General features: G+C 73.5%; 21 protein-coding genes. 13 read left to right on the top strand and 8 right to left on the bottom strand.

Annotated features, from left to right (window positions below; genetic code table 11):
- On the top strand, window positions 1-477 hold the full coding sequence (locus ACFV04_RS11495) for a hypothetical protein (protein ID WP_380528523.1): 477 nt from the start codon (window positions 1-3) through the stop codon (window positions 475-477).
- Between the two features lie 419 nt (window positions 478-896).
- Window positions 897-1,520 (top strand): hypothetical protein, encoded by a 624-nt coding sequence (locus tag ACFV04_RS11490; protein ID WP_380528521.1) that lies wholly within the window; start codon window positions 897-899, stop codon window positions 1,518-1,520.
- Here ACFV04_RS11490 and ACFV04_RS11485 read toward each other — a convergent pair.
- The 3 genes from ACFV04_RS11485 to kdpB all read right to left on the bottom strand — a co-directional run bounded on the left by ACFV04_RS11485 (window position 1,508) and on the right by kdpB (window position 5,380).
- A complete protein-coding gene (locus ACFV04_RS11485; RefSeq protein ID WP_360266557.1) occupies window positions 1,508-1,972 on the bottom strand; it encodes a hypothetical protein in 465 nt (154 codons plus the stop codon). The two genes, ACFV04_RS11490 and ACFV04_RS11485, sit on opposite strands and share 13 nt — an antisense overlap.
- Window positions 1,973-2,538: 566 nt before the next feature.
- A complete protein-coding gene (locus ACFV04_RS11480; protein WP_380345911.1) occupies window positions 2,539-3,024 on the bottom strand; it encodes a universal stress protein in 486 nt (161 codons plus the stop codon).
- A 169-nt stretch (window positions 3,025-3,193) separates the two neighbouring features.
- The gene (gene kdpB / locus ACFV04_RS11475; RefSeq protein WP_380528518.1) at window positions 3,194-5,380 is read right to left on the bottom strand and encodes a potassium-transporting ATPase subunit KdpB; all 2,187 of its coding nucleotides are present in this window, start codon (window positions 5,378-5,380) and stop codon (window positions 3,194-3,196) included.
- A gap of 320 nt (window positions 5,381-5,700) precedes the next feature.
- Between kdpB and ACFV04_RS11470 the strand changes: the two genes are divergently transcribed.
- The 9 genes from ACFV04_RS11470 (at window position 5,701) to galK (ending at window position 16,179) form a co-directional block, all read left to right on the top strand.
- A complete protein-coding gene (locus ACFV04_RS11470) occupies window positions 5,701-5,880 on the top strand; it encodes a hypothetical protein (RefSeq protein ID WP_380345907.1) in 180 nt (59 codons plus the stop codon).
- Window positions 5,881-5,930: 50 nt separating this feature from the next.
- A complete protein-coding gene (gene lysA, locus ACFV04_RS11465) occupies window positions 5,931-7,298 on the top strand; it encodes a diaminopimelate decarboxylase (protein ID WP_380528516.1) in 1,368 nt (455 codons plus the stop codon).
- Between the two features lie 356 nt (window positions 7,299-7,654).
- Window positions 7,655-9,001 (top strand): sugar ABC transporter substrate-binding protein, encoded by a 1,347-nt coding sequence (locus ACFV04_RS11460; protein ID WP_360263697.1) that lies wholly within the window; start codon window positions 7,655-7,657, stop codon window positions 8,999-9,001.
- Entirely contained in the window at window positions 8,998-9,936 is a 939-nt protein-coding gene (locus ACFV04_RS11455; protein WP_380345903.1) for a carbohydrate ABC transporter permease, read from the top strand. Before ACFV04_RS11460 ends, ACFV04_RS11455 begins: the two co-directional genes overlap by 4 nt.
- On the top strand, window positions 9,933-10,760 hold the full coding sequence (locus tag ACFV04_RS11450) for a carbohydrate ABC transporter permease (RefSeq protein ID WP_360263703.1): 828 nt from the start codon (window positions 9,933-9,935) through the stop codon (window positions 10,758-10,760). The genes ACFV04_RS11455 and ACFV04_RS11450 overlap by 4 nt, the downstream gene beginning before the upstream one ends.
- 2 nt (window positions 10,761-10,762) lie before the next feature.
- Window positions 10,763-12,493: a glycoside hydrolase family 36 protein gene (locus tag ACFV04_RS11445; RefSeq protein WP_380528513.1), complete on the top strand. Its 1,731-nt coding sequence runs from the start codon at window positions 10,763-10,765 to the stop codon at window positions 12,491-12,493.
- A 42-nt stretch (window positions 12,494-12,535) separates the two neighbouring features.
- Window positions 12,536-13,690, top strand: a complete 1,155-nt coding sequence (locus ACFV04_RS11440; RefSeq protein ID WP_380528511.1) for a LacI family DNA-binding transcriptional regulator — start codon at window positions 12,536-12,538, stop codon at window positions 13,688-13,690.
- A gap of 255 nt (window positions 13,691-13,945) precedes the next feature.
- Complete coding sequence (galT, locus tag ACFV04_RS11435) at window positions 13,946-15,052, top strand: galactose-1-phosphate uridylyltransferase (RefSeq protein ID WP_380528510.1); 1,107 nt, start codon at window positions 13,946-13,948, stop codon at window positions 15,050-15,052.
- Complete coding sequence (gene galK / locus ACFV04_RS11430; RefSeq protein WP_380528508.1) at window positions 15,049-16,179, top strand: galactokinase; 1,131 nt, start codon at window positions 15,049-15,051, stop codon at window positions 16,177-16,179. The genes galT and galK overlap by 4 nt, the downstream gene beginning before the upstream one ends.
- 81 nt (window positions 16,180-16,260) lie before the next feature.
- Here galK and ACFV04_RS11425 read toward each other — a convergent pair whose 3' ends face one another.
- Entirely contained in the window at window positions 16,261-16,923 is a 663-nt protein-coding gene (locus ACFV04_RS11425) for an NADPH-dependent F420 reductase (protein ID WP_380528506.1), read from the bottom strand.
- A gap of 229 nt (window positions 16,924-17,152) precedes the next feature.
- On the opposite strand from ACFV04_RS11425, the gene ACFV04_RS11420 reads away from it, so the two are divergent.
- Window positions 17,153-17,875 carry a hypothetical protein gene (locus tag ACFV04_RS11420; RefSeq protein ID WP_380528504.1) on the top strand — a complete coding sequence of 241 codons (723 nt, stop codon included), beginning with the start codon at window positions 17,153-17,155 and terminating at the stop codon, window positions 17,873-17,875.
- Between the two features lie 24 nt (window positions 17,876-17,899).
- On the opposite strand, the gene ACFV04_RS11415 is transcribed toward ACFV04_RS11420, so the two are convergent.
- Window positions 17,900-18,520 carry an L-threonylcarbamoyladenylate synthase gene (locus ACFV04_RS11415; protein ID WP_380345892.1) on the bottom strand — a complete coding sequence of 207 codons (621 nt, stop codon included), beginning with the start codon at window positions 18,518-18,520 and terminating at the stop codon, window positions 17,900-17,902.
- Between the two features lie 94 nt (window positions 18,521-18,614).
- On the opposite strand from ACFV04_RS11415, the gene ACFV04_RS11410 reads away from it, so the two are divergent.
- Complete coding sequence (locus tag ACFV04_RS11410; protein WP_380528502.1) at window positions 18,615-19,958, top strand: cytochrome P450; 1,344 nt, start codon at window positions 18,615-18,617, stop codon at window positions 19,956-19,958.
- Here the strand turns inward: ACFV04_RS11410 and ACFV04_RS11405 are convergent.
- The 3 genes from ACFV04_RS11405 to ACFV04_RS11395 form a co-directional block, all read right to left on the bottom strand.
- Window positions 19,953-20,369 (bottom strand): hypothetical protein, encoded by a 417-nt coding sequence (locus ACFV04_RS11405; protein ID WP_380528500.1) that lies wholly within the window; start codon window positions 20,367-20,369, stop codon window positions 19,953-19,955. The genes ACFV04_RS11410 and ACFV04_RS11405 overlap by 6 nt on opposite strands.
- A 99-nt stretch (window positions 20,370-20,468) precedes the next feature.
- On the bottom strand, window positions 20,469-21,557 hold the full coding sequence (locus ACFV04_RS11400; RefSeq protein ID WP_380528498.1) for a PP2C family protein-serine/threonine phosphatase: 1,089 nt from the start codon (window positions 21,555-21,557) through the stop codon (window positions 20,469-20,471).
- A gap of 392 nt (window positions 21,558-21,949) precedes the next feature.
- Entirely contained in the window at window positions 21,950-22,363 is a 414-nt protein-coding gene (locus ACFV04_RS11395; RefSeq protein ID WP_380345884.1) for a Fur family transcriptional regulator, read from the bottom strand.
- Window positions 22,364-22,588: the final 225 nt, after the last annotated feature.

The following is a 22,588-nucleotide window of genomic DNA, read 5'->3' as shown; positions in this document are numbered from 1 at the left end:
GTGCAACGCTGGATCATCCTGACGGCCGTGACCGCGGCCCTCACCGGCCTCGCCGCCCCCGCCCAGGCCGCCGACCCGGCACCCGCCATCACCACCGTCACCCTCGGTGACGCCACCATCGACGCGAAACTGCCCGGGAAGGTCCGGGTCGACGTCGGATACGTCTGCTCCGTCGGCGCCGAGGCCCGGTCGCTCACCGTCTCCGTCGAGCAGAAGGACCCGCAGGACTCCTCCTCGATCGCCTTCGGCTCCAGCCGGACGGCCGAGGCGGACGTCATCTGCGACGGCACGCCGCAGCAGCGCCAGATCGTCGTCCAGTCCAAGACCTTCAACTGGATCCCCGACGTCGACGCCGTCCTCACCGCCACCGTCTCCAACATCGGCGCCACCCCGCCGGCGGCGGCGGACGCCAGGCGCGTCACCCTCGTCACCGCGGACGCTCCCGCGGCCACGCCGACGCCCGAGCCCACGAGCTGAGGACGGACCCTGCGCCCGTGCCCCCGGATCCGGGGGCACGGGCCGTGGCCGTCAGCCTCCCGGGGAGTCCGGGACCGGGGCGCCCACCGGTGATCTGCCGGAGGGCGTCCCGCCGTGTGCGGTGACGGAGTTCGTCCGGGCCCGGGGGCGTGCCGGAGCCGGTCCGGGAACGCCCTGGCGGCCGCAGTCCGCACGGCCGTCGGAGATGTCGAAGCGACGGGGCCCCGCAGACCGTCGACCGGTTGCGCGAGTGGAGCGCCACCGTTCCGGATCCGGCGGAGACCATCCGGGCCGCCCTCGCACGCGTGCCGACGGCCGGTCCCTCGTCCGCGGAGGTCCGCCGGTGAGCAGGGCTGCTACGATGCGCCCCCTTGTTCTACAGTGCTGTAGAACTGCATGACCGGAGGACGGGGACGCGCATGGACAGGCCGCTACGGCTGCCGCAGCAGGATCGGGCGGACTTCGAGACGGAGCTCGGGCGGGCGCTCGCGGCTCCGCAGGTGCGCGAGGCGTTGCGCGAGGGCGGGGCCGAGGCGCGTGGGGTGGAGTGGTTGCGGCGGGTGGCGCGGGAGAACGCGGAGTTCGTGCTGGCCGCGGCGGCGCCGGAGTACGAGCGGTACGCGACGCTGCGGGCGGACGCGGACGCGGTGGCGCGCCTGCCGGTGGAGGCGCCGCCCCGGGGGCGCGGGTCGGGCTGGTGGGGGGTGCTGGGGGTGATCGTGCCGATCGTCGCCGGGGTGGCGGCGGCGGTCTTCCTGCTGCTGGGCTGGCTGTTGGGCCTGGTGGAGGACCTGGACGTGCTGGCGCACGCCCTGGTGAGTGCCGGGTGGGTGGCGGTCGGGGCGGCGGCGGTGAGCCTGCTGATCGGCGGGCTGGGGCTGCTGGGTACGGCGGTCCGGTCGGCGCAGGCGCCGGGCGAGGAGGCGGACGGGCCGGGGGAGTTGGTCCTGGCGCGGGACGCCTGGCGGGCGGCGTTGGCGGAGCGCGGGCTGCTCCCGTACCTGGTGGCGCAGGCGAACGCCTCGCCCGGTCAGCGGCGTTGACGGAGTTGCGAGGAGCGGGCGGCGTCGACCAGGAGGTGGGCGGCGTCGAGGGGGATGTCGAGGCGGCGGGCGATCCAGGCGGCGGGGCGGCCCGTGCGGGCGAGCATCCAGGCGGAGTAGAGCTGGCCGAGCTGGGGCGCGTCCTCGCCGAGCAGCAGGGGGCGGACGGCTTCCATCGGGAAGCCTTCGAGGGCGCGGGCGCTGTACTCGCGGCCGTTGGGGCCGAGTGGCGGCAGGGGGAGCGGGCGGCGGGCGTCGAGCCAGCGGGTGAGGAGAACGGCGCCGACGACGAGGAGGCCGGCGCCGGAGGCGCCGATCAGGATGCCGCCGATGACGGGGCGGTCCTCCTCCTCGGCCATGCCGAGGGCGATCTCCTCCAGGACGAGCAGGCCGAGCACGGTGAGCAGGGCCGCGGCCTCGCCGGGGCGCGGGTGGAGCCGGGACGTCGACATGCGGAACCTCTTCCTCGGCAGGGTGACCGGGGCTTTCGGGCGGGCGCGGCGATTCACCTTCCGTACAACGGCGGCGGGCGGCCCGGGGCACGCCCCGACGGGCTCGGCGGTGAAGCGCGGTATCGGTGTTGACGTTCCGTCAGAATGCGTGTGTGTGCTGTGGGTTGGACGTCATCCCGGACTCATGGGTCGCGCCTCCTTCCGGTCGGGCGCGCCGCGGGGCGCGTTCATCGACGGGGCAGGGAGCTCTTCTTCGGACCTCGGGTCAGGATAGCCTGGCCATGCCAAATTCGACAGCGGTGTCGAAGTTGTGGAATCCGGCCGTACGGCAAGGTGCCGCCCGGTGTCGTCCCGGTGGCCGCGAGTGCGGGCCACCGGTTCCGCGGTCATCGGGCGGCGTCACCACCCGGGAACGGCCGATCCCGCCGGCTCCCGTCCTGGTCGGGCGCCCGTCCGGGCGGCCCGGCCCGGCAGAGGCGGCGGGATCGAGGCAAGGGGAGGAGCGGACCGTTCGGCCGCCCGCCGACACCCGGGTCAGTGGGCCAGCGGGCCGGCAGGCCGGCGGGTCAGTGGGCCAGCAGTGGCAGCGGTGCGCCGGTGCGGGCGGGGAGTTCGAGGCGGGTGAGCAGGGCGGAGGGCGAGACCTCGACCACGCGGCAGCCGGCCCGGTGGCGGCAGTGGCGGGCGACCGAGCCGTGGCGCAGCCGGTCGAAGCGGCGGCGCGTGGCGGCACCGAGGACGAGCAGGTCGTCCGGGCCGGTGACGGCGCCGACCAGGGCGCGCCCGGGCTCGGTGTTGATCACCACCGGGTGGATGACCAGGCCGGAGGGGTAGCCGCCGTAGGCCTGTTCGAAGGCGATGTCGAGGCGGCGCCGGGCGGCGTGTTCCGGTTCGGAGTTCGGGCGCAGCCCGTCCTGCTCGCCGGCGGTCCACGCGGCGACGGGCACCAGAACCGCTTCGTTCCGGGCCGCCTCGCCGACGGCGTGGTACAGGGCGGCCAGGCTGCTCAGTGATCCGCTCAGGCCGACGATCACTCGGGTGGTCCCGGTCATGGCCGTTCGCCTCCGTCTCTCCGGTGGGGGTTCTCCGGTCGGGTGCTCCTCGCTTCGGATGACTCCAGTGAACCCCGGAACGGCCTCCTCCGTACCGGCGCTGACACCACCATGACGCCAGGCGCGAACATCTTGACGGCCTTCTGACAGGCGCACCCGGCGGTGGTCCTCAGCCCAGGCCCGGGACGAACTGGATGAGCAGGTCGATGGCCTTGATGCCGAGGAACGGCAGGACCAGTCCGCCCAGGCCGTACACCCGCAGGTTGCGCCGGAGCAGGTCGGTGGCGGAGGCGGGCTGGTAGCGGACGCCGCGCAGGGCGAGCGGGATCAGCGCGACGATGATCAGGGCGTTGAAGATGATCGCGGAGGCGATGGCAGAGGTGGGGCTGTGCAGTTCCATGATGTTGAGGTGGTGCAGGCCGGGGTAGGCGTTCGCGAACATCGCGGGGATGATCGCGAAGAACTTGGCCACGTCGTTGGTGATCGAGAAGGTGGTCAACGCGCCGCGGGTGATGAGGAGTTGCTTGCCCACCCGGACGATGTCGATGAGCTTGGCCGGGTTGGAGTCCAGGTCGACCATGTTGCCAGCCTCCTTGGCGGCGGGGGTGCCGGAGTTCATCGCGACGCCGACGTCGGCCTGGGCGAGCGCGGGGGCGTCGTTGGTGCCGTCGCCGGTCATCGCGACCATGTTCCCGGCGGCCTGCTCGCGCCGCAGGTGGGCGAGCTTGTCCTCGGGGGTGGCCTCGGCGAGGAAGTCGTCCACCCCGGCCTCCTCGGCGATGGCCCTGGCGGTGAGCGGGTTGTCGCCGGTGACCATGACCGTGCGGATGCCCATCCGGCGCAGTTCGGCGAAGCGTTCGGCGATGCCCTCCTTCACCACGTCCCTGAGCTCGACGACCCCGAGGGCGCGGGCGCCGTGCCGGTCGTGGACGGCGACCAGCAGCGGGGTGCCGCCGGCCGCGGCGATCCGGTCGACCAGCGGCTCGGCCTCCACAGGCAGGTGTCCGCCGGAGTCGGTCACCCAGCGGGCGACGGCGGTGGCCGCGCCCTTGCGGATCAGGCAGGTGGTGCCGTCGGGCCAGGTGAGGTCGACGCCGCTCATCCGGCTGTGGGCGGTGAACGGGACGGGCTGCTGTTCGCCGAGTTCGCCGGGGGAGCGCGGCGGCACCCAGTACTGACGATTCGTCAGGTCGACGAGGGAGCGGCCCTCCGGGGTCTCGTCCGCGAGGGAGGCCAACTGGGCTGCCTCGGCGAGCTGTTCGGTGGTCGCGCCGGGCAGCGGCTGCAGGGCGACGGCCCGGCGGTTGCCGTGGGTGATGGTGCCGGTCTTGTCGAGCAGCAGGACGTCGACGTCCCCGGCGGCTTCCACCGCGCGGCCGGAGAGGGCGATCACGTTGCGCTGGACGAGACGGTCCATCCCGGCGATGCCGATCGCCGAGAGCAGGGCGCCGATGGTGGTCGGGATGAGCGCGACCATCAACGCGACCAGCACGATGGTGGTTTGGGGCGCACCGGCGTAGATGGCCATCGGCTGGAGGGAGACCACCGAGAGCAGGAAGACGATGGTGAGCGAGGCGAGCAGGATGTTGAGCGCGATCTCGTTCGGGGTCTTCTGCCGGTTCGCGCCCTCGACCAGGGCGATCATCCGGTCGATGAAGCTCTGCCCGGGGCGGGAGGTGACGCGGACGACCAGGTGGTCGGAGAGCACCCGGGTGCCGCCGGTGACGGCGGTGCGGTCGCCGCCCGACTCACGGATGACGGGCGCGGACTCCCCGGTGATGGCGGACTCGTCGACGGCGGCGACGCCTTCGACGACCTCGCCGTCCTGGGGGATGACCTCGCCGGCCGGCACCAGCACGATGTCGTGCAGCAGCAACTGCTCGGCGGGGATGGTCTCGTGGCGGTGGTCGCGGGTGCCGACCCGCCAGTGCAGCAGGCGGCGCGCGGTGGTGCCGGCCTGGGCGCGGCGCAGCGACTCGGCCTGGGCCTTGCCGCGGGCCTCGGCGACGGCCTCGGCCAGATTGGCGAACAGCACGGTCAGCCAGAGCCAGAAGGAGATCACCCAGGCGAAGACGCCGGGGTGGAGGACGGCGCTGATGGTGGTGAGCGCCGAGCCGGTCTCGACCACCAACATCACCGGGTTGCGCGCCATGGTGCGCGGGTGCAGCTTGCGGACGGCGGCGGGCAGGGCCTCGGCCAACTGCTTCCGGGTGATGAGCCGACGGCGGCCGCCGGGTGAGGTGGGCCGGTGGCTCGGCGGCGGTTCGGGCGCCGGGGCCGCGAGCCGCTCCGGGCGACGGAACCAGTTCTGCTGGTCGGAGGTGTGGTCCGGGGTGGTGAGGGCCGAACGGCGCATCGTCTCGGGGGACCTTCCGGGCCGCCCGGTCGGGTGGGGCGGCGGTTCGGGGAGCGACGGGGAACGGCGGACAGCCCACCACCGGCGGCCTACGGGCCATGCCGTTCTTGACACGGGCTTGGCGCCGGAACAGCCGTCCTTGACACCACCCTGACGCGGTCGGTGCGGGGCTGTCAGGAGGGCGTCAAGGTCGGCGGCGGGGGCGTAGGTCCTGCGTCAAGGAGGGATGCGGTCGGTGTGCGGAGGGTCTCCACTGGAGGTGTCCGGCCGTACGAACCGAGTCTCCGGTCGTCCGGCCCACCGCCCGAAAGGACCCCGCCGTGACCACCGCCACCCTCGTCATCGACGTCGACCGGCCGCTGGAGCGCACCATCCGCCTGGTATCCGCCGCCGGAAGCCAGGACCAGCCCGAGCCGCCGGAACCGGGCCCGGCGGCCGAGCGCGACCGCCTCCGCACCCGCCCGGCGAACTGCCGCTTCGCGATGCACTACGAGGACTGAACCGAGGACCGCGACCCACCCCCGCACGACCCTTCGTAGGAGCAGCTGCCATGACCCAGCTCACCGCCCCGCCCGTGCCGTCCCCGCCCGTCCCGTCCCCGGCGACGGCCCCCGCCGACACACTCGGCAGCCCCTGGCCGGCCTCGGCGCGGCCCGGCCGGGGAGCCGACGTGCTGGTCGGCGGGGTCGGGCTTGCCGAGGCCGCCGAGCGGTTCGGCACCCCGCTGTACGTGCTGGACGAGGGCGAGGTCAGGGCCCGCGCCCGGGCCTACCGGCGGGCGCTGCCGCACGCCGAGGTGCTGTACGCGGCCAAGGCCTTCCTGTGCAGCGCGATGGCCGACTGGGTGGCCGACGAGGGACTGGGCCTGGACGTCTGCTCGTCCGGCGAGCTGTGGCTGGCGGTCTCGGCGGGCTTCCCGGCGCAGCGGATCCTGCTGCACGGCAACGCGAAGTCCCCGGACGAGCTGCGGCTGGCCCGGCGGCTGCGGGTCGGGCGGATCGTCATCGACGGGCCGGCCGAGATCGCCCGGCTGGCGGCGCTGGTGGCGGCCGACACCCCGCAGAAGGTGCTGGTCCGGGTCGTGCCGGGGATCGCGGCCGGGCACCACGCGGCGGTGCGCACGGGCGTCGGCGGGCAGAAGTTCGGCTTCCCGATCGAGGGCGGTGACGCGTCCGACGCGATCGCCCGGGTGCTCGACCAGCCCGGACTCGAACTCGCCGGTCTGCACTGCCACCTGGGCTCGCAGATCGCCGACGCGGAGCCGTACCTGCGGGCGGTGGACACGTTGGTGCGGCTGCTCGCCGAGGTGCGCGAGCGGCACGGCGTGGAGCTGCCCGAACTGGACCTCGGCGGCGGCCACGGCATCCGCTACCTGCCCGGGGACGAGGAGTTGGACGTCGCCGAGTTCGCCGTCCGGGTGACCGACCGGCTGGCGGTGCGCTGCGCCGAGGCCGGGCTGGAGGTGCCACGCCTGGTGGTGGAGCCCGGCCGCGCGATCGCCGGCCCGGCGGCGGTCGCGGTGTACCGGGTGCTGTCGGTCAAGCACGGCGCCGACGGCCGCTGCTTCGCCGCGGTGGACGGCGGGATGAGCGACAACCCGCGGCCGGCCCTGTACGGATCGCCGTACAGCGTCCGGTTGGTGGGCCGCCGCTCGGAGGCGGGGGAGGCCCGGGTGGACGTGGTCGGCCGGCACTGCGAGGCCGGCGACGTGCTGGTACGCGATGCGGTGCTGCCCGCCGACCTGCGCCCCGGCGACCTGCTGGCCGTGCCCGCGGCCGGTGCGTACCAGCTGTCGATGGCCTCCGGGTACAACCTGGTCGGCCGCCCGGCGGTGGTGGCGGTTCGCGACGGCCGGGCGCGGCTGCTGATCCGGCGGGAGACGGTCGAGGACTTCCGGGCACGGGAGGTCGGCCGCTGAGAAGCCTTGACGGTGCGCGGGAAGTCGGCCGGGCCGACTTCCCGCGCATGTGCGTTCAGGTGTCGGAGAGTTCGCCGCTCGCTGTTGCGCCGTCATCTCGTCGTCGGCACGGGCCCCTGTCGCCGAGGCCCGGCGTCGGTGGTCGATAACGGAACGGTTGCGGAGCCCGTCCTTCCCGTGCCCAGGTCTTGACGGCACGGGGAGGGCGGGCGTTTGCTGTGACCCGCTCGTTGGAACCTGTTTGGTTCTGGTTTGTTTTGTGTGTTTGAACGTTCAAAACACCGAACAAGCATCAGGATGAGCGCCACCCCTCCCTTTCCTCTGTCTTCCAGTGCCGCCCCACCGAAAGGAATGCAATGTCACACCTTTCTCGACGCGATCTGCTCCGCGCCTCCGGAGCGGGCCTGCTGGCCCTCACCGCCGGCGGCACCCTCGCGGCCTGTGGCGGCGGCTCCGGCTCGGGCGGCGCCTCCGGCGGGGACGCCGACAGCGGCACCGTCACCGTCTGGTCCTGGGCCACCGCCGCCGAGGCCCTGCGCGGCGTCGTCCCGGCCTTCGAGCAGGACAACCCCGGGATCAAGGTCGACGTCCAGGACATCGGCGAACCCGCCATCTGGGACAAGATCACCGTCGGTATGGCGGCCGGCGGCCAAGGCCTCGGCGACGTCCTGCACATCGGCTGCGACTACCTGCCCGGGTACATGGAGAAGTTCCCCGGGGGCCTCGCCAACCTCTCCGAGTTCGGCGCCGACGCCCACAAGGACAAGTTCGCCAAGGGCCTGTGGCCGGTCGTCACCGGCAAGGACGGCCACGCCTACGCGCTGCCCTGGGAGGTCAACCCGCTCGGCTTCTTCTACCGCAAGGACTACTTCGACAAGGCGGGCATCGACCCCGAAGCCCTCGCCACCTGGGACGACCTGATCGCCGTCGCCGACCGCTTCAAGGCCGCCAACCCCGGCGTCTCCCTGATCGGCCTCAACAAGGCCGCCAACCCCAGCCCCGACCTCGACTTCCTGCAGTCCCTGATGCAGCTCCAGGGAGCCTTCTACTTCGACCTCCAGGGGAAGATCACCCTCGGCTCGGCCGAGGACGTCCGGGCGATGACCACCGTCAAGCACCTGGAGGACGCCGGGCTGATCGCCGACGCCCCCGGTGACCAGGGCTGGGGCAACCTGATGAAGGCCGGCAAGATCGCCGTCGCGCCGATGCCCGCCTGGGCCGCGCACTACCTGGAGAAGAAGTTCGCCGACCAGAGCGGCAACTGGCGGCTCGCCAAGCCCCCGGCGGTCACCCCCGGTGGCAGGCGCACCGCGCTGGTCAACTCCACCCACCTCGCCGTCGCCGCCTCCAGCCCGCGCCGCCGCGCCGCCTGGAAGTTCGTCGAGTACGCGCTCACCCGCACCGCCTCGGTGAACAGCATGTTCACCGCCGGCGGCGTCTTCCCCGCCCTCACCGCGGCGTACACCGACCCGATGTACGCCAAGCCCAGCGCCTTCTACGGTGACCAGCCCGTCCTGAAGACCTTCACCGAACTGGCCCTCGACGGCGGCGGATCCACCAACTACTCCGGCGACTACGCCCGCGCCCTCAAGCTCGCCAGCGACGCGCAGACCAAGGTCTTCCTCAAGGGCGGAGACCCGGCCGCCGTCCTCCAGGACGCCGCCAAGCAGCTCGCCCAGCAGACCGGACGCAGCATCGCATGACCGCCACCACCCGACCCGCCGCGCTGCGCGAACCGGTGGCGGTCACCGCCGCCGGGCGGTCCCACCGCAGGGCCCGGGCCCGCCGCAGGGCCGTGCCCTACCTCCTGCTCGCCCCCGCCCTGATCACCTTCGGCGTGTTCAAGGCCTACCCGGTCGTCGACTCGCTGCTGCTGTCCTTCACCACCGGCTCGGGCGCCGCCACCCATGGCGCCGGCCTCGCCAACTACCAGCGTCTGCTGGACGATCCGCTGTTCTGGACGGCCCTGCGCAACACCGCCGAGATCCTCGTCGTCCAGGTCCCGCTGATGCTCGGCCTGGCCCTGCTGATGGCCGTCGGCATCAACTCGGCGGTGGTGCGCTGTCGGGCCGTGTGGCGGCTCGGCGTCTTCATGCCCTCCGTCACCGGCCTGGTCGCCACCGGCGTGATCTTCGCCTTCCTGCTCAACACCGACGACGGTGCGGTCAACTGGGCGCTGAACGCCGTCGGCCTGCCCGCCGTCGACTGGCTGGGCGATCCGTTCTGGGCCCGGATGTCCGTCGTCCTCGTGCTCACCTGGCACTACACCGGCTACAACGCCGTCATCTACCTGGCCGGTCTGCAGGGCATCCCCAAGGAGCTCTACGAGGCCGCGATGGTCGACGGCGCCGGGCCGATCCGCCGCTTCACCGCCATCACCGTGCCCGCGCTGCGCCCGGTACTGCTGTTCACCGTCGTCCTGTCCACCATCGGCACGCTCCAACTCTTCGACGAGCCCTACGTGCTGACCGGCGGCGGCCCGGACAACGCCACCCTCACCGTCTCCATGTACCTGTACCAGAACGGCTTCCGGTACTTCGACTTCGGCTACGCCTCCGCCATCGCCTACGCGCTCACCCTGCTGGTGTCGGTGCTCGGCGCGGTCCAGATGCGCCTGATGGGAGAGCGCGACCAGTGAACCTGAAAAGACTGCGGGGCTGGCCGCTGACCTTCGCCCTCGCGGCGGTCACCGGACTGTCCATCGGACCGTTCTACTGGCTGGTGGTCGCCTCCACCCGCAAGGACACCGAGATCTTCGACTGGCCGCCGAAACTGCTGCCCGGCGGCCACCTGGGCGAGAACCTCGACCACCTCCAGGCCAAGATCGGACTGCTCCGGGTGGTCGGCAACTCGCTGCTGGTGGCCGGGATCCAGACGCTCGGCGCGCTCGTCGTGGCGCTGCTGGCCGGCTACGCCTTCGCCAAGTTCCGCTTCCGCGGCCGGACCGTGCTTTTCGCACTCCTGTTCTCCACCCTCGTGGTGCCCGAACAGGTCATGCTGGTGCCGCTGTTCAAGATGATGATGAACTTCGGCCTGCTCGACACGTACCAGGCGCTCATCCTGCCTGGCCTCTGCGTGCCGTTCGCCATCTTCCTGATGCGGCAGTCGTTGACCAGCCTGCCGGACGAACTCCTGGACGCCGCCAGGGTCGACGGCGCCGGCGAGTTCCGGGTGCTGTGGAGCGTCGTCGTGCCGGTCATGCGACCGGTGCTGGCAGCCCTGTCGATCTTCCTCTTCCTGGGCTCCTGGAACCAGTTCGTCTGGCCCCTGGTGGCCCTGCGCAGCCCCGAGATGCAGACCCTTCCGGTGGCCCTCGCGACGCTGCACGGCAACAAGAGCAACACCGACTACGGCGCGATCCTCTCCGGCACCGCGCTCTCCACCCTGCCGATGATGGTCCTCTTCCTGGTCCTCCAGCGGCAGTTCATCTCCGGCCTGCTGGCCGGCGCCACGAAAGGCTGAGCATGACCGAGAGCACGACCGAGATCTGGGAACCGCACGCCCCCGCCGCCACCGGAGGCCTGCGTCCGCTCCACGCCCAGGGGCTGGACCTGCTGGTCAGCGGCGCCGCCACGGCCCGGGAGGTCGCCGACGGGGTGGTGGAGGTGACCGCCGAGGACTCCGGCGAGGTCCGGATCGAATGGCGCGTCCCCTGCGTCGACGCCACCGCCCTGTGGACGCCCGAGCCGCGCGGCACCGGCTGGCTGCCCGCCGCCTGGAGCGCCCCGCGCCGCACCGGCCTGACCGTCGGCGCGCCGATCGCCGCACTGGTCGGCACCGGGGACGTCGCGCTCTGCGCCTTCGCCGCCGGGCGCCCGGACGTGCTGGCCGGCGCCGGAGTCGTCGAGGAGACCGGCGAGTTCCGGTTCTGGGCCCAGGCCCCCGAGGGCCTCACCGTCCGGATCGACACCTCGCGCCGGCACTACGCCCGCTGCCTGGCCGACCTCACCGCCTGGTGGGGCGCCGACCACACGGCCGACATCCCCGAGGCCGCCCGCCGCCCCGCGTACTCCACCTGGTACTCCATGCACCAGGACGTCTCGCCCGAGGGCGTCGAGACCCAGGCCGCGCTCGGCAAGGAACTCGGCCTGGACGTGATCATCGTGGACGACGGCTGGATGACCGCCGACCGCACCCGCGGCTACGCCCACTGCGGCGACTGGGAGCCGGTCTCGCTGCCCGACACCGCCGCCCACGTGCGGCGCGTCCACGACCTCGGGGTGCGCTACCTGCTCTGGTACGCACTGCCGTTCATCGGCAAGGACAGCGCCGCGTACCGGAAGATCGGCCACCACGCGCTCGCCGACGCCGCCCACATGGGCGCGATCGTCGCCGACCCCCGCTACCCCGAGGTCCGCGACTTCCTCACCGACCGGCTCGCCCGCGCCGTCGAGGAGTGGGGCATGGACGGTCTCAAGGTCGACTTCGTCGACTGGTTCGGCCGGGACCGCGACGACGCCCCGGCGGTCGGCCCCGAGGCGGACTGCGCGAGCGTCGACGAGGGCGTCGAGCGGCTGCTCGCCGAGATCCGCCGCCGGATCACCGCCGCGAACCCCGAGGCGATGATCGAACACCGCCAGCCGTACGTCAGCCCGGGCCTGTGGCCGTACGTCACGATGATCCGCGCCACCGACTGCCCGCTCAGCCCGCAGGAGAACCGGCAGCGCACCGTCGACGTGCGGCTCGCCGCCGGGCCCGTCCCGGTCCACGCCGACATGCTGATGTGGCACCCGGCCGAGCCGCCGGAGCAGATCGCCTGCCACCTGATCAACGTGCTCTTCTCCGTCCCGCAGATCTCCGTCGACCTCGCCGCGCAGGACGACGGACAGCGCGAGGCGATCGCCTTCTGGCTCGGCGTCTTCCGCGAGCACACCGCCACCCTGCAACTCGGCGAGCTGCTCCCGGTCCGCCCCGACCTCGGCTACCCGATGGTCACCGCGCGCGGAGTCGACACCGTCGCGGTGGCCCGCTACGCCGCACTGCCGGTGGATGCCTCCGGCGACGACTGGCGCACCCTGCTGGTCGCCAACGCCGACGCCGACCCGGACGTCAGGCTCACTGGCGGCAGCGGCACGGCCGCGATGACGGTGCAGGACGCCCGGGGGCGTATCGTCCGGCAGGGCGAGGTCGCACTGGACCGGTCGGAGCCGGTCCCCGTACCGCGCGGCGGGCTGCTCACCCTGCGCCGCCGCTGACCGTGCCCGGCCGGGCCCGCCGTACCAGTTGGGAGGGGACGCATGCCCGAGGGACCGCAGCGGCCGCGCCGCGGCGCCAGCACGATCGAGGAGGTCGCCCGCGCGGCCGGGGTCTCCCGGCAGACCGTCTCCAACGCGCTCAACGCCCCGCAGCGGGTCCGCCCCGAAACCCTGGACCGGGTCACCGCCGCGATCCGCGAACTCGGGTACCAGCCCGACCAGTCGGCGCGTTCCCTGCGCAGCGGTGCCCGGCGCACCCTCGGCTACCTCGCCCCGGTGGACGACCCGCTCGACCCCAACCCGCTGATGGCCGGCTTCCTGGAGGCCCTGGTCGACGCGGCCGGGGCCGAGGGCCAGCGGGTGCTGCTGTTCCGGCCCGCCCCGCCGGCGGGCGACCCGGCGGCCGCGATCGACGAACTGGTGGCGGCCCGTCAGGTGGACGGGCTGGTGCTGGCGGACGTGCTCGCCGAGGACGCCCGGATCGCGCACGTCGCCCGGCTCGGCGTCCCCTTCGTCAGCTTCGGCCGCACCGGACCGGGGCAGCCGCAGCACTGGGTGGACATCGCCAACGACGCGGCGACGGCCGCGGTGGTACGCCACCTCGCGGAGCTCGGCCACCGCCGGATCGGCTACCTCGGGACCGCCGAGGACCTGCCCTGGATGGCGGCCCGGCGGGCGGGCTTCCTCGCCGAGGCCCGGCGGCTGGGGCTGTCCGCGGTGGCGCTCCCCGAGCCGGGGACGGCCGGGGCGGCGGCCGCGGGCCCGGGCGGGTCCGGGCCGGCGGTCACCGCCGTCCGGGCGCTGCTGCGCGGGCCCGAGCGGCCGACCGCCTTCGCGGCGGGCAGCGACCTGCTGGCGCTGGACGTGTACGAGGCGGTCCGGGCGGAGGGGCTGGTGGTCGGGCCCGGCGGGGTGGCCGTCACCGGCTTCCACGACACGCCGCTCTGCCGCCACCTGCACCCCGCGCTGACCTCCGTCCGGCTGCCGCTGCGGGCGATCGCGGCCGCGCTGGTGGACCGGCTGCTCGGCCAGGTGCGGGACGGGGCGGTGCCGGCTGCCGGGGCGGAGCTGGCGACCGAGCTGGTGGTGCGGGGGAGCAGCGGGTGGCCGCTGCCCGGCCGTCAGTCGGCGGACGACGGCGGGGCGGCGGCCGATGGGCAGGCGGCGGCCGACGGCCCGACGGCGGCCGGACGTTAGGCGACGGCCGGGGGCTGGGTGACGGCCGGCAGCCGGCCGGGGGCCGGGGCGACGATCAGCTCGCCGACCAGTTGCCACGGCCTCTCCCCGGGGCGGGGCCGACCACGCCCACCCCGGCCGAGGAGGAGACCAACCGCGCGCTGTCAGCCGTCGGGAGGCTTCCTTCGACCACGGCCGGCCAGTGGTGCTGGTGGATAATGTTTGAGATTGTAGCTTTCTGTTGATTCCAATGGCTTCACTCGGAGGAAGAAGGCCATGGCGGGGACAACCCTGACTCAGCCCACCGGCAGGACCGTGACCGGACTCGCGGACGGTCGGCAGCTGATCTACTACGACCGCGGCACCGCCGCCCCCCGGAACGCCGTCGACCGGCGCCCGCTGGACCCGCAGGTCCCCGGCTCCCAGGTCCGGCTCGACCCCGTCACCGGCGACCGGGTCACCATCGCCGCCCACCGCCAGGCCCGCACCTACCGGCCGCCCGCCGAGGAGTGCCCGCTCTGCCCGTCCCGGGACGGGCGGCTCAGCGAGATCCCGGCCGAGGACTACCAGGTGGCCGTCTTCGAGAACCGCTTCCCCTCGCTCGCAGGCCCGCCGGCCGCCCCCTCCCGGGACGCCGACGGCCTGTGGACCGCGGGCCCCGGCGCCGGCCGCTGCGAGGTGGTCTGCTTCACCGCCGACCACGACGCCTCCTTCGCCGACCTCACCCCCGAACGGGCCCGCCTCGTCCTCGACGCCTGGACCGACCGCACCGCCGAACTCTCCGCGCTGCCGGGCGTCGAACAGGTCTATTGCTTCGAGAACCGGGGCGCCGAGATCGGCGTCACCCTCGCCCACCCGCACGGCCAGATCTACGCCTTCCCCTTCACCACCCCGCGCACCGCCCGGACGGCCGTCCGGGCCGCCGACCACCGAGCCGCCACCGGCCGCAACCTCTTCGAGGACCTGCTCGCCGCCGAACGCGCCCACGGCGAGCGGACCGTCCTCACCGGCACCCACTGGACGGCCTTCGTGCCCTTCGCCGCCCGCTGGCCCTACGAGGTGCACCTGTACCCGCACCGCCGGGTCCCCGACCTGACCGCCCTCGACGAACCGCAGCGCGCCGAATTCCCGGCGATCTACCTGGAGTTGCTGCGCCGCTTCGACCGGCTCTTCCCCGCCGGCCGCACCCCGTACATCTCCGCCTGGCACCAGGCGCCCGCCGGGCAGCGCGCCGAACTCGCCCTGCACCTGGAGCTGTTCACCATCCGGCGCACCGCCGACAAACTCAAGTACCTGGCCGGCGTGGAATCCGGCATGGACGCCTTCGTCAACGACGTCACCCCCGAGGACGCGGCCCGGCGGCTGCGGGAGGTCGCCCCGTGAACACCTTCGCCGAGCTCTACGGCCGCCCCGCCGAAGGCGAGTGGGCCGCCCCCGGCCGGGTGAACCTGATCGGCGAACACACCGACTACAACCTCGGGTTCGTGCTGCCGATCGCCCTCCCGCAGACCGTCCGCGCCCGGGCGGCCCGCCGTGACGACGGCCGGCTGCGGCTCTGGTCCGCCCAGGGCCGCGGGCCGGTCACCGAACTGCGCATCGCCGACCTCGCGCCCGGCGCGGTGCCCGGCTGGGCCGGCTACCCCGCCGGAGTGGTGTGGGCGCTGCGCGAGGCCGGACACCAGGTCGGCGGCGCCGACATCCGGCTGGACAGCGACGTCCCCGGCGGCGCCGGACTCTCCTCCTCGGCGGCCCTGGAATGCGTCGTCGCCACCGCCTACGCCGACCTGTACGGGCTCGGCCTCACCGCACCCGAACTCGCCCTGCTCGCCCAGCGGGCCGAGAACGCCTTCGTCGGCGTGCCGTGCGGGATCATGGACCAGATGGCCTCGATGTGCTGCCGCCCCGGCGCCGCGCTGTTCCTGGACAGCCGGGACCTGACGGCACGCCAGGTGCCGGTCGACCTCGCCGGTGCGGGCCTCGCGCTGCTGGTCCTGGACACCCGGGTCAAACACGACCTCGGGGACGGCGCGTACGCGGCCCTGCGGGCCGGCTGCGAACGGGCCGCCGCCCTGCTCGGGCTGCCCGCACTGCGCTCCCTGCAGCCGTCCGCACTCGCCGACGCGCTCGCACAACTCCCCGCAGAGCTGCGCCCGTTGATGCGCCACGTCGTCACCGAGAACGCTCGGGTGGAGGAAGCCGTCGCCCACCTGGACGCCGGGGACCCGGCCGCGCTCGGCCCGGTCCTGACCGCCGGACACGCCTCGCTGCGCGACGACTACCGGGTGTCCTGCCCGGAGACCGACCTCGCAGTCGAAGCCGCCCTGGCCGCCGGCGCCCACGGCGCCCGGATGACCGGCGGCGGCTTCGGCGGCTCCGTCATCGCCCTCGTCGACGCGGCCGAGGCGGGGCGCGTCGCCGCCGAGGTCACCGCGGCCTTCCGCACCGCGGGGTACGCCGAGCCGCGCACCCTCACCGCCGTTCCGGCCGAGGGGGCGCGCCGGCTCGCCTGAGGCCGCGCCCGGCGCCCGGCGCTGGTGCCGGTGCTGGTGCCCCAAGGCCTGAACGCAGGCCCCGGGGCACGGGCACCGGGCTCAGGCCCGGTGGGCCGCCGGGCGCTCCGGGGACGCCTCCGCGAGCGCCCGGGTCACGGCCGCGACCCCGGCGCGCAGCCCGTACACCGGCGTGGCCGGCTGCTGGCGCCAGGAGTCGTCGATGCCGCCCGCGTCCACCGTGTCGAAGCCCAGCTCGTCGACCAGCGCTCGGACGACCCGCTTCGCCGCCTCGTCGTCACCCGCCACCGGCACGGCGATCCGCTCCGGGTCGCCGGCCGGCAGCGGCCGCTCCAGCAGGTCCTGCGCGTAGGTGCCGTTGAACACCTTCACCACCGGGTGCCCCAGGTGCTGCTCCGTCCACCGGCTCTCGGTGATGCCGCCGTCCTCGATCGCGTCGATCCGGCCGTCGCGCTCCTTCGGGTAGTAGTTGCCGGTGTCGATCACGGCCACGCCCTCGGCGGCCCCGTCGAACAGCCCGGCGGGCAGGTCCGGCACGTTCTTCAGCGGGACGGTCACGACCACGACCTGGGCGCCGCGCGCCGCCTCGGGGACCGTCACCGCCGTCGCGCCGGTCTCCTCGACCAGGCCCTTCAACGTCTCCGGGCCGCGCGAATTGGCCACCGAGACGTCGTGCCCCAGCGCGGTCAGCCGCCGGGTCAGGTTGCCGCCGATGTTGCCCGCGCCGATGATGCCGATCTTCATGGGAAGCCCCTCGTCTGCGAGTACCGCGATGTCCGTACTGGCTCGTCGCCTTGGCCCAACCACCCGGTGATCGCTGCGATTCCCCGCACAGGGGTGAATTTCCCGGCCCCGCGCCCACGCCCACGCCCGCGCCCGCGCCCGGACCCGGGAACACGCCCAGGGCGGGGACGGGGGCGCAGGGCGGCCGGACCCGGAGGCGTGCCCGCGACCCGTGTTGAATGACCCCACCATGGGACTCCAGAACCTCGTCGACGGCCTGCCCGACGCCTTCGCCGCCGCGCCGCGACCCACCGTGATCGACGCCTGCCCCTGCTGCACCCCGCAGGTCGCGATCGACACCCTGCTCCGCACGCCCCGGGAGCGGCTCGGGCCCGAGGACCTGACGCGGTACGCCGCATCGGTGCTGAACACCGTCGGCTCCCCGGCCGACCTGCGGTACTTCACGCCCCGGATCCTCCAGCTCCTCCTCGCCGGCGAGCTCACCCTCCCCGACCTGGAGCCGTTCTGCCTCAAGCTGGCCCGGGCGGGCTGGTCCGACTGGCCGGAGGCGCCGTACCTGCGCCAACTCCTGGACGCGCTCTGGTCGGACGTCTTGACCGGACCCGCGTGGTGGGACGCCGAGGCCGTCCTGTGCGCCCTCGCCGCCGCCGACCCGGCGGGCACCGACGGCCGGCTGGCGGCGTGGGAGCGGCTGGCGACGGCGACCGCCGTCGACAGGCTGCACGAGTTCCTGCTCGACAGCGGCGGCAGGCCCCGCAACGCCTTCTGGGACCGCGGGGGCGCCGCCCACCTGGCCTTCACCGCGTGGCTGCGCGGCCCGGCCCTCCGGCGCGCCGTCGAGGAGGCGATCGACCGGACCGACGGATCCGGCCCGCTCGAACAGCTCTTCACCGTGCACGACGTCCTGGTGACGACCGCGACGGCCGCCCCGCCCGGCCCGGCCGGGAGCTGAGACGCTCCGCTCGGTGCCGGACGCTCACTCGAAGCGCGACGGGTCCCCGGCCCCGCGCCGGACGATCTCCGGTGCGCCGCCCGAGAAGTCGACGACCGTCGTCGGTTCCGTGCCGCAGTCGCCCGAGTCCACCACGGCGTCCAGCACGTGGTCGAGCCGTTCCTTGATCTCCCACCCCTGGGTCATCGGTTCGTCGTCGCCGGGGAGGACCAGGGTGCTGGAGAGCAGGGGCTCGCCGAGTTCGGCGAGCAGGGCCCGGGTGACGACGTGGTCGGGGATCCTGACGCCCACCGTCTTCTTCTTCGGGTGCATCAGGCGGCGGGGGACTTCCTTGGTGGCGGGCAGGATGAAGGTGTAACTGCCCGGCGTCGCGGCCTTGACGGCCCGGAAGACGTTGTTGTCGAGCTGGACGAACTGCCCCAGCTGCGCGAAGTCCTCGCACATCAGGGTGAAGTGGTGGCGCTCGTCGAGACGCCGGATCGACCGGATCCGTTCGAGGCCGTCGCGGTTGTCCAGCCGGCAGCCCAGGGCGAAACAGGAGTCGGTCGGGTACGCGATGAGGGCCCCGGACCGGAGGCTGTCCGCCACGGTGCCGATCGTGCGCGGCTGGGGGGACTCTGGATGCACGTCGAAGTACTTCGCCATTGGCCGACCCTACGGGATCCCGGCTACCGAAGCCCGCAGCCGCGTCGTCCCGCGTCCTGGCAGGTCGCCGGGGCACGGCGTACGGTCGGTCGGCATGGGCTTCGATCAGGCGCGGGCGAACCGGATCTTCCTACCCGCCACCTACGCCGAGGGCGTGCCGTACGAGCTGTTCCGCGAGCTGCGGGCCGAGGCGCCGGTGTGCTGGGTGGAGGAGCCGGCGGTGGGGGACTGGCCGGCCGGGACCGGCTACTGGGCGGTACTGCGGCACGCGGACGTGAAGCACGTGCTGCGCACACCGGAAGTGTTCTCCTCGCACCTCGGGGCGACCCAGATCCGCGACCTCGACACCCCGGCCGACCTGGAGTTCGCCCGGGCGATGATGCTCAACCAGGACCCGCCCGACCACTCCCGGCTGCGCCGCACCGTCGCCGCGGCGTTCACCCCGCGGGCGCTGGCCGAGCTGACCGTCGCCATCGAGCGGCGCGCGGCCGAACTCGTGGCCGCGATCCGTCCGTTGGGCGAGGCCGACGTCGTGCCGATCGCCGCCGACCTGCCGGTGTGGACCCTGGCCCGGATCCTGGGCGTGCCCGATCAGGACCGGCAGCTGCTGGTGGACTGGTCGAACCGGGTGATCGGATACCAGGACCCCGACCACGCCGAATCCAGCACCGCCGACCCGTCCCACCTCACCGACCTCGGCCGCGCCGCCCTCGCCCACCGCCCCGCGGCCCTCACCACCCCCGACGGCCGCCCGCTCAACCCGCGTTCCCGCACGGCGCTCGCCGACATGTTCGCCTACGCCCACGCACTCGCCGAACAGCCACCGCCGGGCAGCATCGTCGCCCGCATGCGCGAAGCCGGCCTGACCGCCGCCGAGTTCGAGACGATGTTCTTCCTGTTCGCCGTCGCCGGCAACGAGACGCTGCGCAACGGTCTGCCCGGCGGGCTGTACTCCCTGCTCACCCATGCCGACGAGTACGCCCGCCTGAGTCGACAGCCGGGCCTGATGCCCACGGCGGTGGATGAGCTGCTTCGATTCTGGCCCCCGGTACTGGACTTCCGACGCACCGCCACCCGAGACGTGGTGGTGGCCGGGCAGCTGATCCGCGGCGGGGACAAGGTGGTCGTCTACCACGCATCCGCCAACCGAGACGAAGCGGTTTTTCCGGAGCCGGACCGCCTGGACATCGCTCGCACGCCGAACGACCACGTCGGCTTCGGGTTCGGCCCCCACTTCTGCGTGGGAGCGCGACTTGCGAGGATCCAGATGTCGGCCTTGATCCACCGGATCGTCGCCGACCTGCCGGGTTTGGAGCTCGTTTCGGCCGTGCCGCCGAAGCGACTGGTCTCGAACTTCCAGAACGGGCTGAAAGATCTGCGTGTTCGTTGGGGATGGACAGGTGCTCCCCGGCTGCAGCCGATGGCTCTTACCTCATGATTCCGGCGCGGCAGAGTCGGAACGAAGGGGGCGCTCGCAGTGGAGTGCCCAATCCATCGGGACACCGGCTTCGAGGTACGGCACGAACACCTCGGCGCACCGCCTCACCAGGTCCCGGTAGCCGCCGTCCCAAGCCGGGGCAAGCAGCGCCAGCCCAGGAAAGAAGTCCTTCATCCGCGGGTGGTCTTCGGGCTCGGCCAAGAGCAGTCCGACCTTGGCCCGTCGGCCGGACGTCGTGCGCAGATCGGCTGTGTAGAGGCGGTGCTCCCAGCTCGGGACGATGTGCAGCTCTGAAACGACCCGCGCGTGGCCTCGACCCACTTCCTGCGCCAAGAGGTCCTTCGCCCAGATCTGCCAGCCGGCGCGACGGTTCTCACCATTCGTCATCAGAAGGACGTACGTCTGCTCCAACTCACGGCTCCATCCTGTGCGTTCGCAGCCAAGGCGAGACTGATGTCTCGGTTGCCGCCGGGGTGCTCATTTCTACGACGCCGCCGCTCCCGGCTCCGATCACGGCTCCCAGCGGATCGCGAGCAGCGCCGCGTCGTCGGTCAGGCCGACGGCGCCGACCCATTCCCCCACGTCTGCCAGCAGGGCGTCCAGCAGGTCGGCGGGGCTCCCTGCGGGCAGCCCCGGCAGGCGCTCCTCCAGCGGGTAGAAGACGCCCCCGGCGCCCCGGGCCTCGGTCACGCCGTCGGTGTGCAGGAGCAGCAGGTCGCCGGGTTCGGGGTCGAAGTGTCGTGTGGGGTACTGGTCGTCGGTCAGTCCGAGCAGGCCCAGTGGGGGTGCCGGGAACGGTGGTTCCAGTTCGCTGACGCGGCCGGAGCGGCGGAGCAGTGGGGGTGGGTGGCCGCAGTTGACGACCCGGACCGGGCCCCGGTCCGGGGGTACGTCGAGCAGGAGTGCGGTGGCGAAGCGGTCCGTGTCCGGGCGGGCGGTGAGTGCCGCGTCCAGTCGCTGGGCGAGCCGGCCCGGGTCGGGTTCGGTGCGGGCGGCTTCGCGGAACACTCCGAGGACGTCCGCGGCGGTTTCCACGGCGGGGAGCCCGTGTCCTTGGACGTCGCCGAGGAGGATCCGTACTCCGAAGCGGGTCTCGACCACGGCGTACAGGTCGCCGCCGATCCGGGCCTCGGCTGCCGCCGCGACGTAGCGCACCGCGACCCGCAGTGGTCCGATCCGCTCCGGTGGGGGCCGTAGCAGGGCCCGCTGTGCGGCCTCGGCCACCGTGCGGACCTGGAACAGCTCCCGCTCGCGGGCCGCCACCAGCACCACGTTGGCCGCGCTGGCCAGGGTCGCGGCGAGCACGGTGATCAGCGCGGTGACGTGCACCTCGGTCGGCAGCTCGGTGTTGGTGGTCTCCAGCAGTCCGACGGCCAGCACGGCCAGACCGCCGGCCGCCAGCGGTACCCGGGCGCTGCGGGTGGTCGCCCCGGCCAGCACCGGCGCCACCGCCAGCACGGGCGACAGCGTCGTCCCGGGCCCGGTCACCAGGTCGGCCACGACGGCGGCGACCAGCAGCAGGAACGCGCAGAACAGCAGCAGCCTCGTGTGCCGCGGCAGGTGCAGCGGCGGCATCCCGTCCGGTCTGTCGGCACGCACGTGTCCTCCAGGCTGGGAAAGGCCCCACCCTCCACTGTCTCCGGGCTCCCGGCAGGCGGCACCTCGGGCCAGTGACCGTGTCCGGCACCGGCTGCCGGTGCCTCGGAGCAGCACCGACGGTCCGGCCGGCGGCGCCGCGGAGCCCTGCGGCCGCGGCGAGCCGGGCCGGTCCGCCGAGCGCGGCGGCCAGTGCGGCGTATCCGGCGGTCAGTACGGTGTCGGGTCCCCGGCGGTCGGTGGCCCGTCCGGCGGCGAGGTTGCCGGTCACCGCCCCCGCGCCGTACGGGAGGAGCATCCGGAGCGCCGAACTCCCGGCGCCCCGACGGCGTGCGCATCCCGGTTGGGGTCGCGGAAGCGGGTCAGGGGTCCCCGTGGCCGCGCGGGACGGGCGGTCAGCCCGCGCAGACCGGGCAGAGCCCCCGGTAGGTGACCTCGGCCTGGGAGACGGTGAATCCGAAGCGCTGCTCGGCCGGGAGGTCGGCCAGCGGGTTGCCGAGGGGGTGGACGTCGCGGATGGCGCCGCAGCCGGTGCAGACCAGGTGCTGGTGCGGGCGGTGGGCGTTGGGGTCGTAGCGCTTGGCGCGCCCGTCGGTGGAGACCTCGATGACCTCGCCGAGCGTGACCAGCTCGCCGAGGGTGTTGTAGACCGTCGCCCGGGAGATTTCCGGGAGGCGCTCGGCCGCCCGGGCGTGCACCTCGTCCGCGGTCAGGTGCACATGTTCGCCGTCCAGGACCTCGGCCACGACACGCCGCTGGGAGGTCAGGCGCCAGCCGCGCCCGCGCAGTCGCTCCAGCAGGTCACTCATATCGGTTCACCTATTCAGGTCAAGGGGAAGACCGGAGTTTACCAATACACATCCTGCGGCCTCCGGATCCCGATCGGATATGGGCTTGGTGTCTTTCTTGACTTGGATTCCGTCCATCGTAGGATCGGCTCCGGCGCTAGCCTGGTCAGCAACAGCACGTGGCTCCCGTTGCTGTGGTACGCAGCAGCAACACGTGGCACGAAGCTCCGGACAGCACCGACAGGT

The organism is Kitasatospora sp. NPDC059599 (assembly GCF_042735125.1).
In the GTDB taxonomy this organism is placed as follows: domain Bacteria; phylum Actinomycetota; class Actinomycetes; order Streptomycetales; family Streptomycetaceae; genus Kitasatospora.
The sequence above is the reverse complement of the archived record's forward strand: the minus strand, read 5'-3'. Positions and strand labels throughout refer to the sequence as shown.

Coding starts and splice junctions, on each gene's coding strand:
- ACFV04_RS11490 (WP_380528521.1), top strand. CDS start 897: ATGGACAGGCCGCTACGGCTGCCGCAGCAGGATCGGGCGGACTTCGAG.
- ACFV04_RS11485 (WP_360266557.1), bottom strand. CDS start 1,972: ATGTCGACGTCCCGGCTCCACCCGCGCCCCGGCGAGGCCGCGGCCCTG.
- ACFV04_RS11480 (WP_380345911.1), bottom strand. CDS start 3,024: ATGACCGGGACCACCCGAGTGATCGTCGGCCTGAGCGGATCACTGAGC.
- kdpB (WP_380528518.1), bottom strand. CDS start 5,380: ATGCGCCGTTCGGCCCTCACCACCCCGGACCACACCTCCGACCAGCAG.
- lysA (WP_380528516.1), top strand. CDS start 5,931: ATGACCCAGCTCACCGCCCCGCCCGTGCCGTCCCCGCCCGTCCCGTCC.
- ACFV04_RS11460 (WP_360263697.1), top strand. CDS start 7,655: ATGTCACACCTTTCTCGACGCGATCTGCTCCGCGCCTCCGGAGCGGGC.
- ACFV04_RS11455 (WP_380345903.1), top strand. CDS start 8,998: ATGACCGCCACCACCCGACCCGCCGCGCTGCGCGAACCGGTGGCGGTC.
- ACFV04_RS11445 (WP_380528513.1), top strand. CDS start 10,763: ATGACCGAGAGCACGACCGAGATCTGGGAACCGCACGCCCCCGCCGCC.
- ACFV04_RS11440 (WP_380528511.1), top strand. CDS start 12,536: ATGCCCGAGGGACCGCAGCGGCCGCGCCGCGGCGCCAGCACGATCGAG.
- galT (WP_380528510.1), top strand. CDS start 13,946: ATGGCGGGGACAACCCTGACTCAGCCCACCGGCAGGACCGTGACCGGA.
- ACFV04_RS11425 (WP_380528506.1), bottom strand. CDS start 16,923: ATGAAGATCGGCATCATCGGCGCGGGCAACATCGGCGGCAACCTGACC.
- ACFV04_RS11420 (WP_380528504.1), top strand. CDS start 17,153: ATGGGACTCCAGAACCTCGTCGACGGCCTGCCCGACGCCTTCGCCGCC.
- ACFV04_RS11415 (WP_380345892.1), bottom strand. CDS start 18,520: ATGGCGAAGTACTTCGACGTGCATCCAGAGTCCCCCCAGCCGCGCACG.
- ACFV04_RS11410 (WP_380528502.1), top strand. CDS start 18,615: ATGGGCTTCGATCAGGCGCGGGCGAACCGGATCTTCCTACCCGCCACC.
- ACFV04_RS11395 (WP_380345884.1), bottom strand. CDS start 22,363: ATGAGTGACCTGCTGGAGCGACTGCGCGGGCGCGGCTGGCGCCTGACC.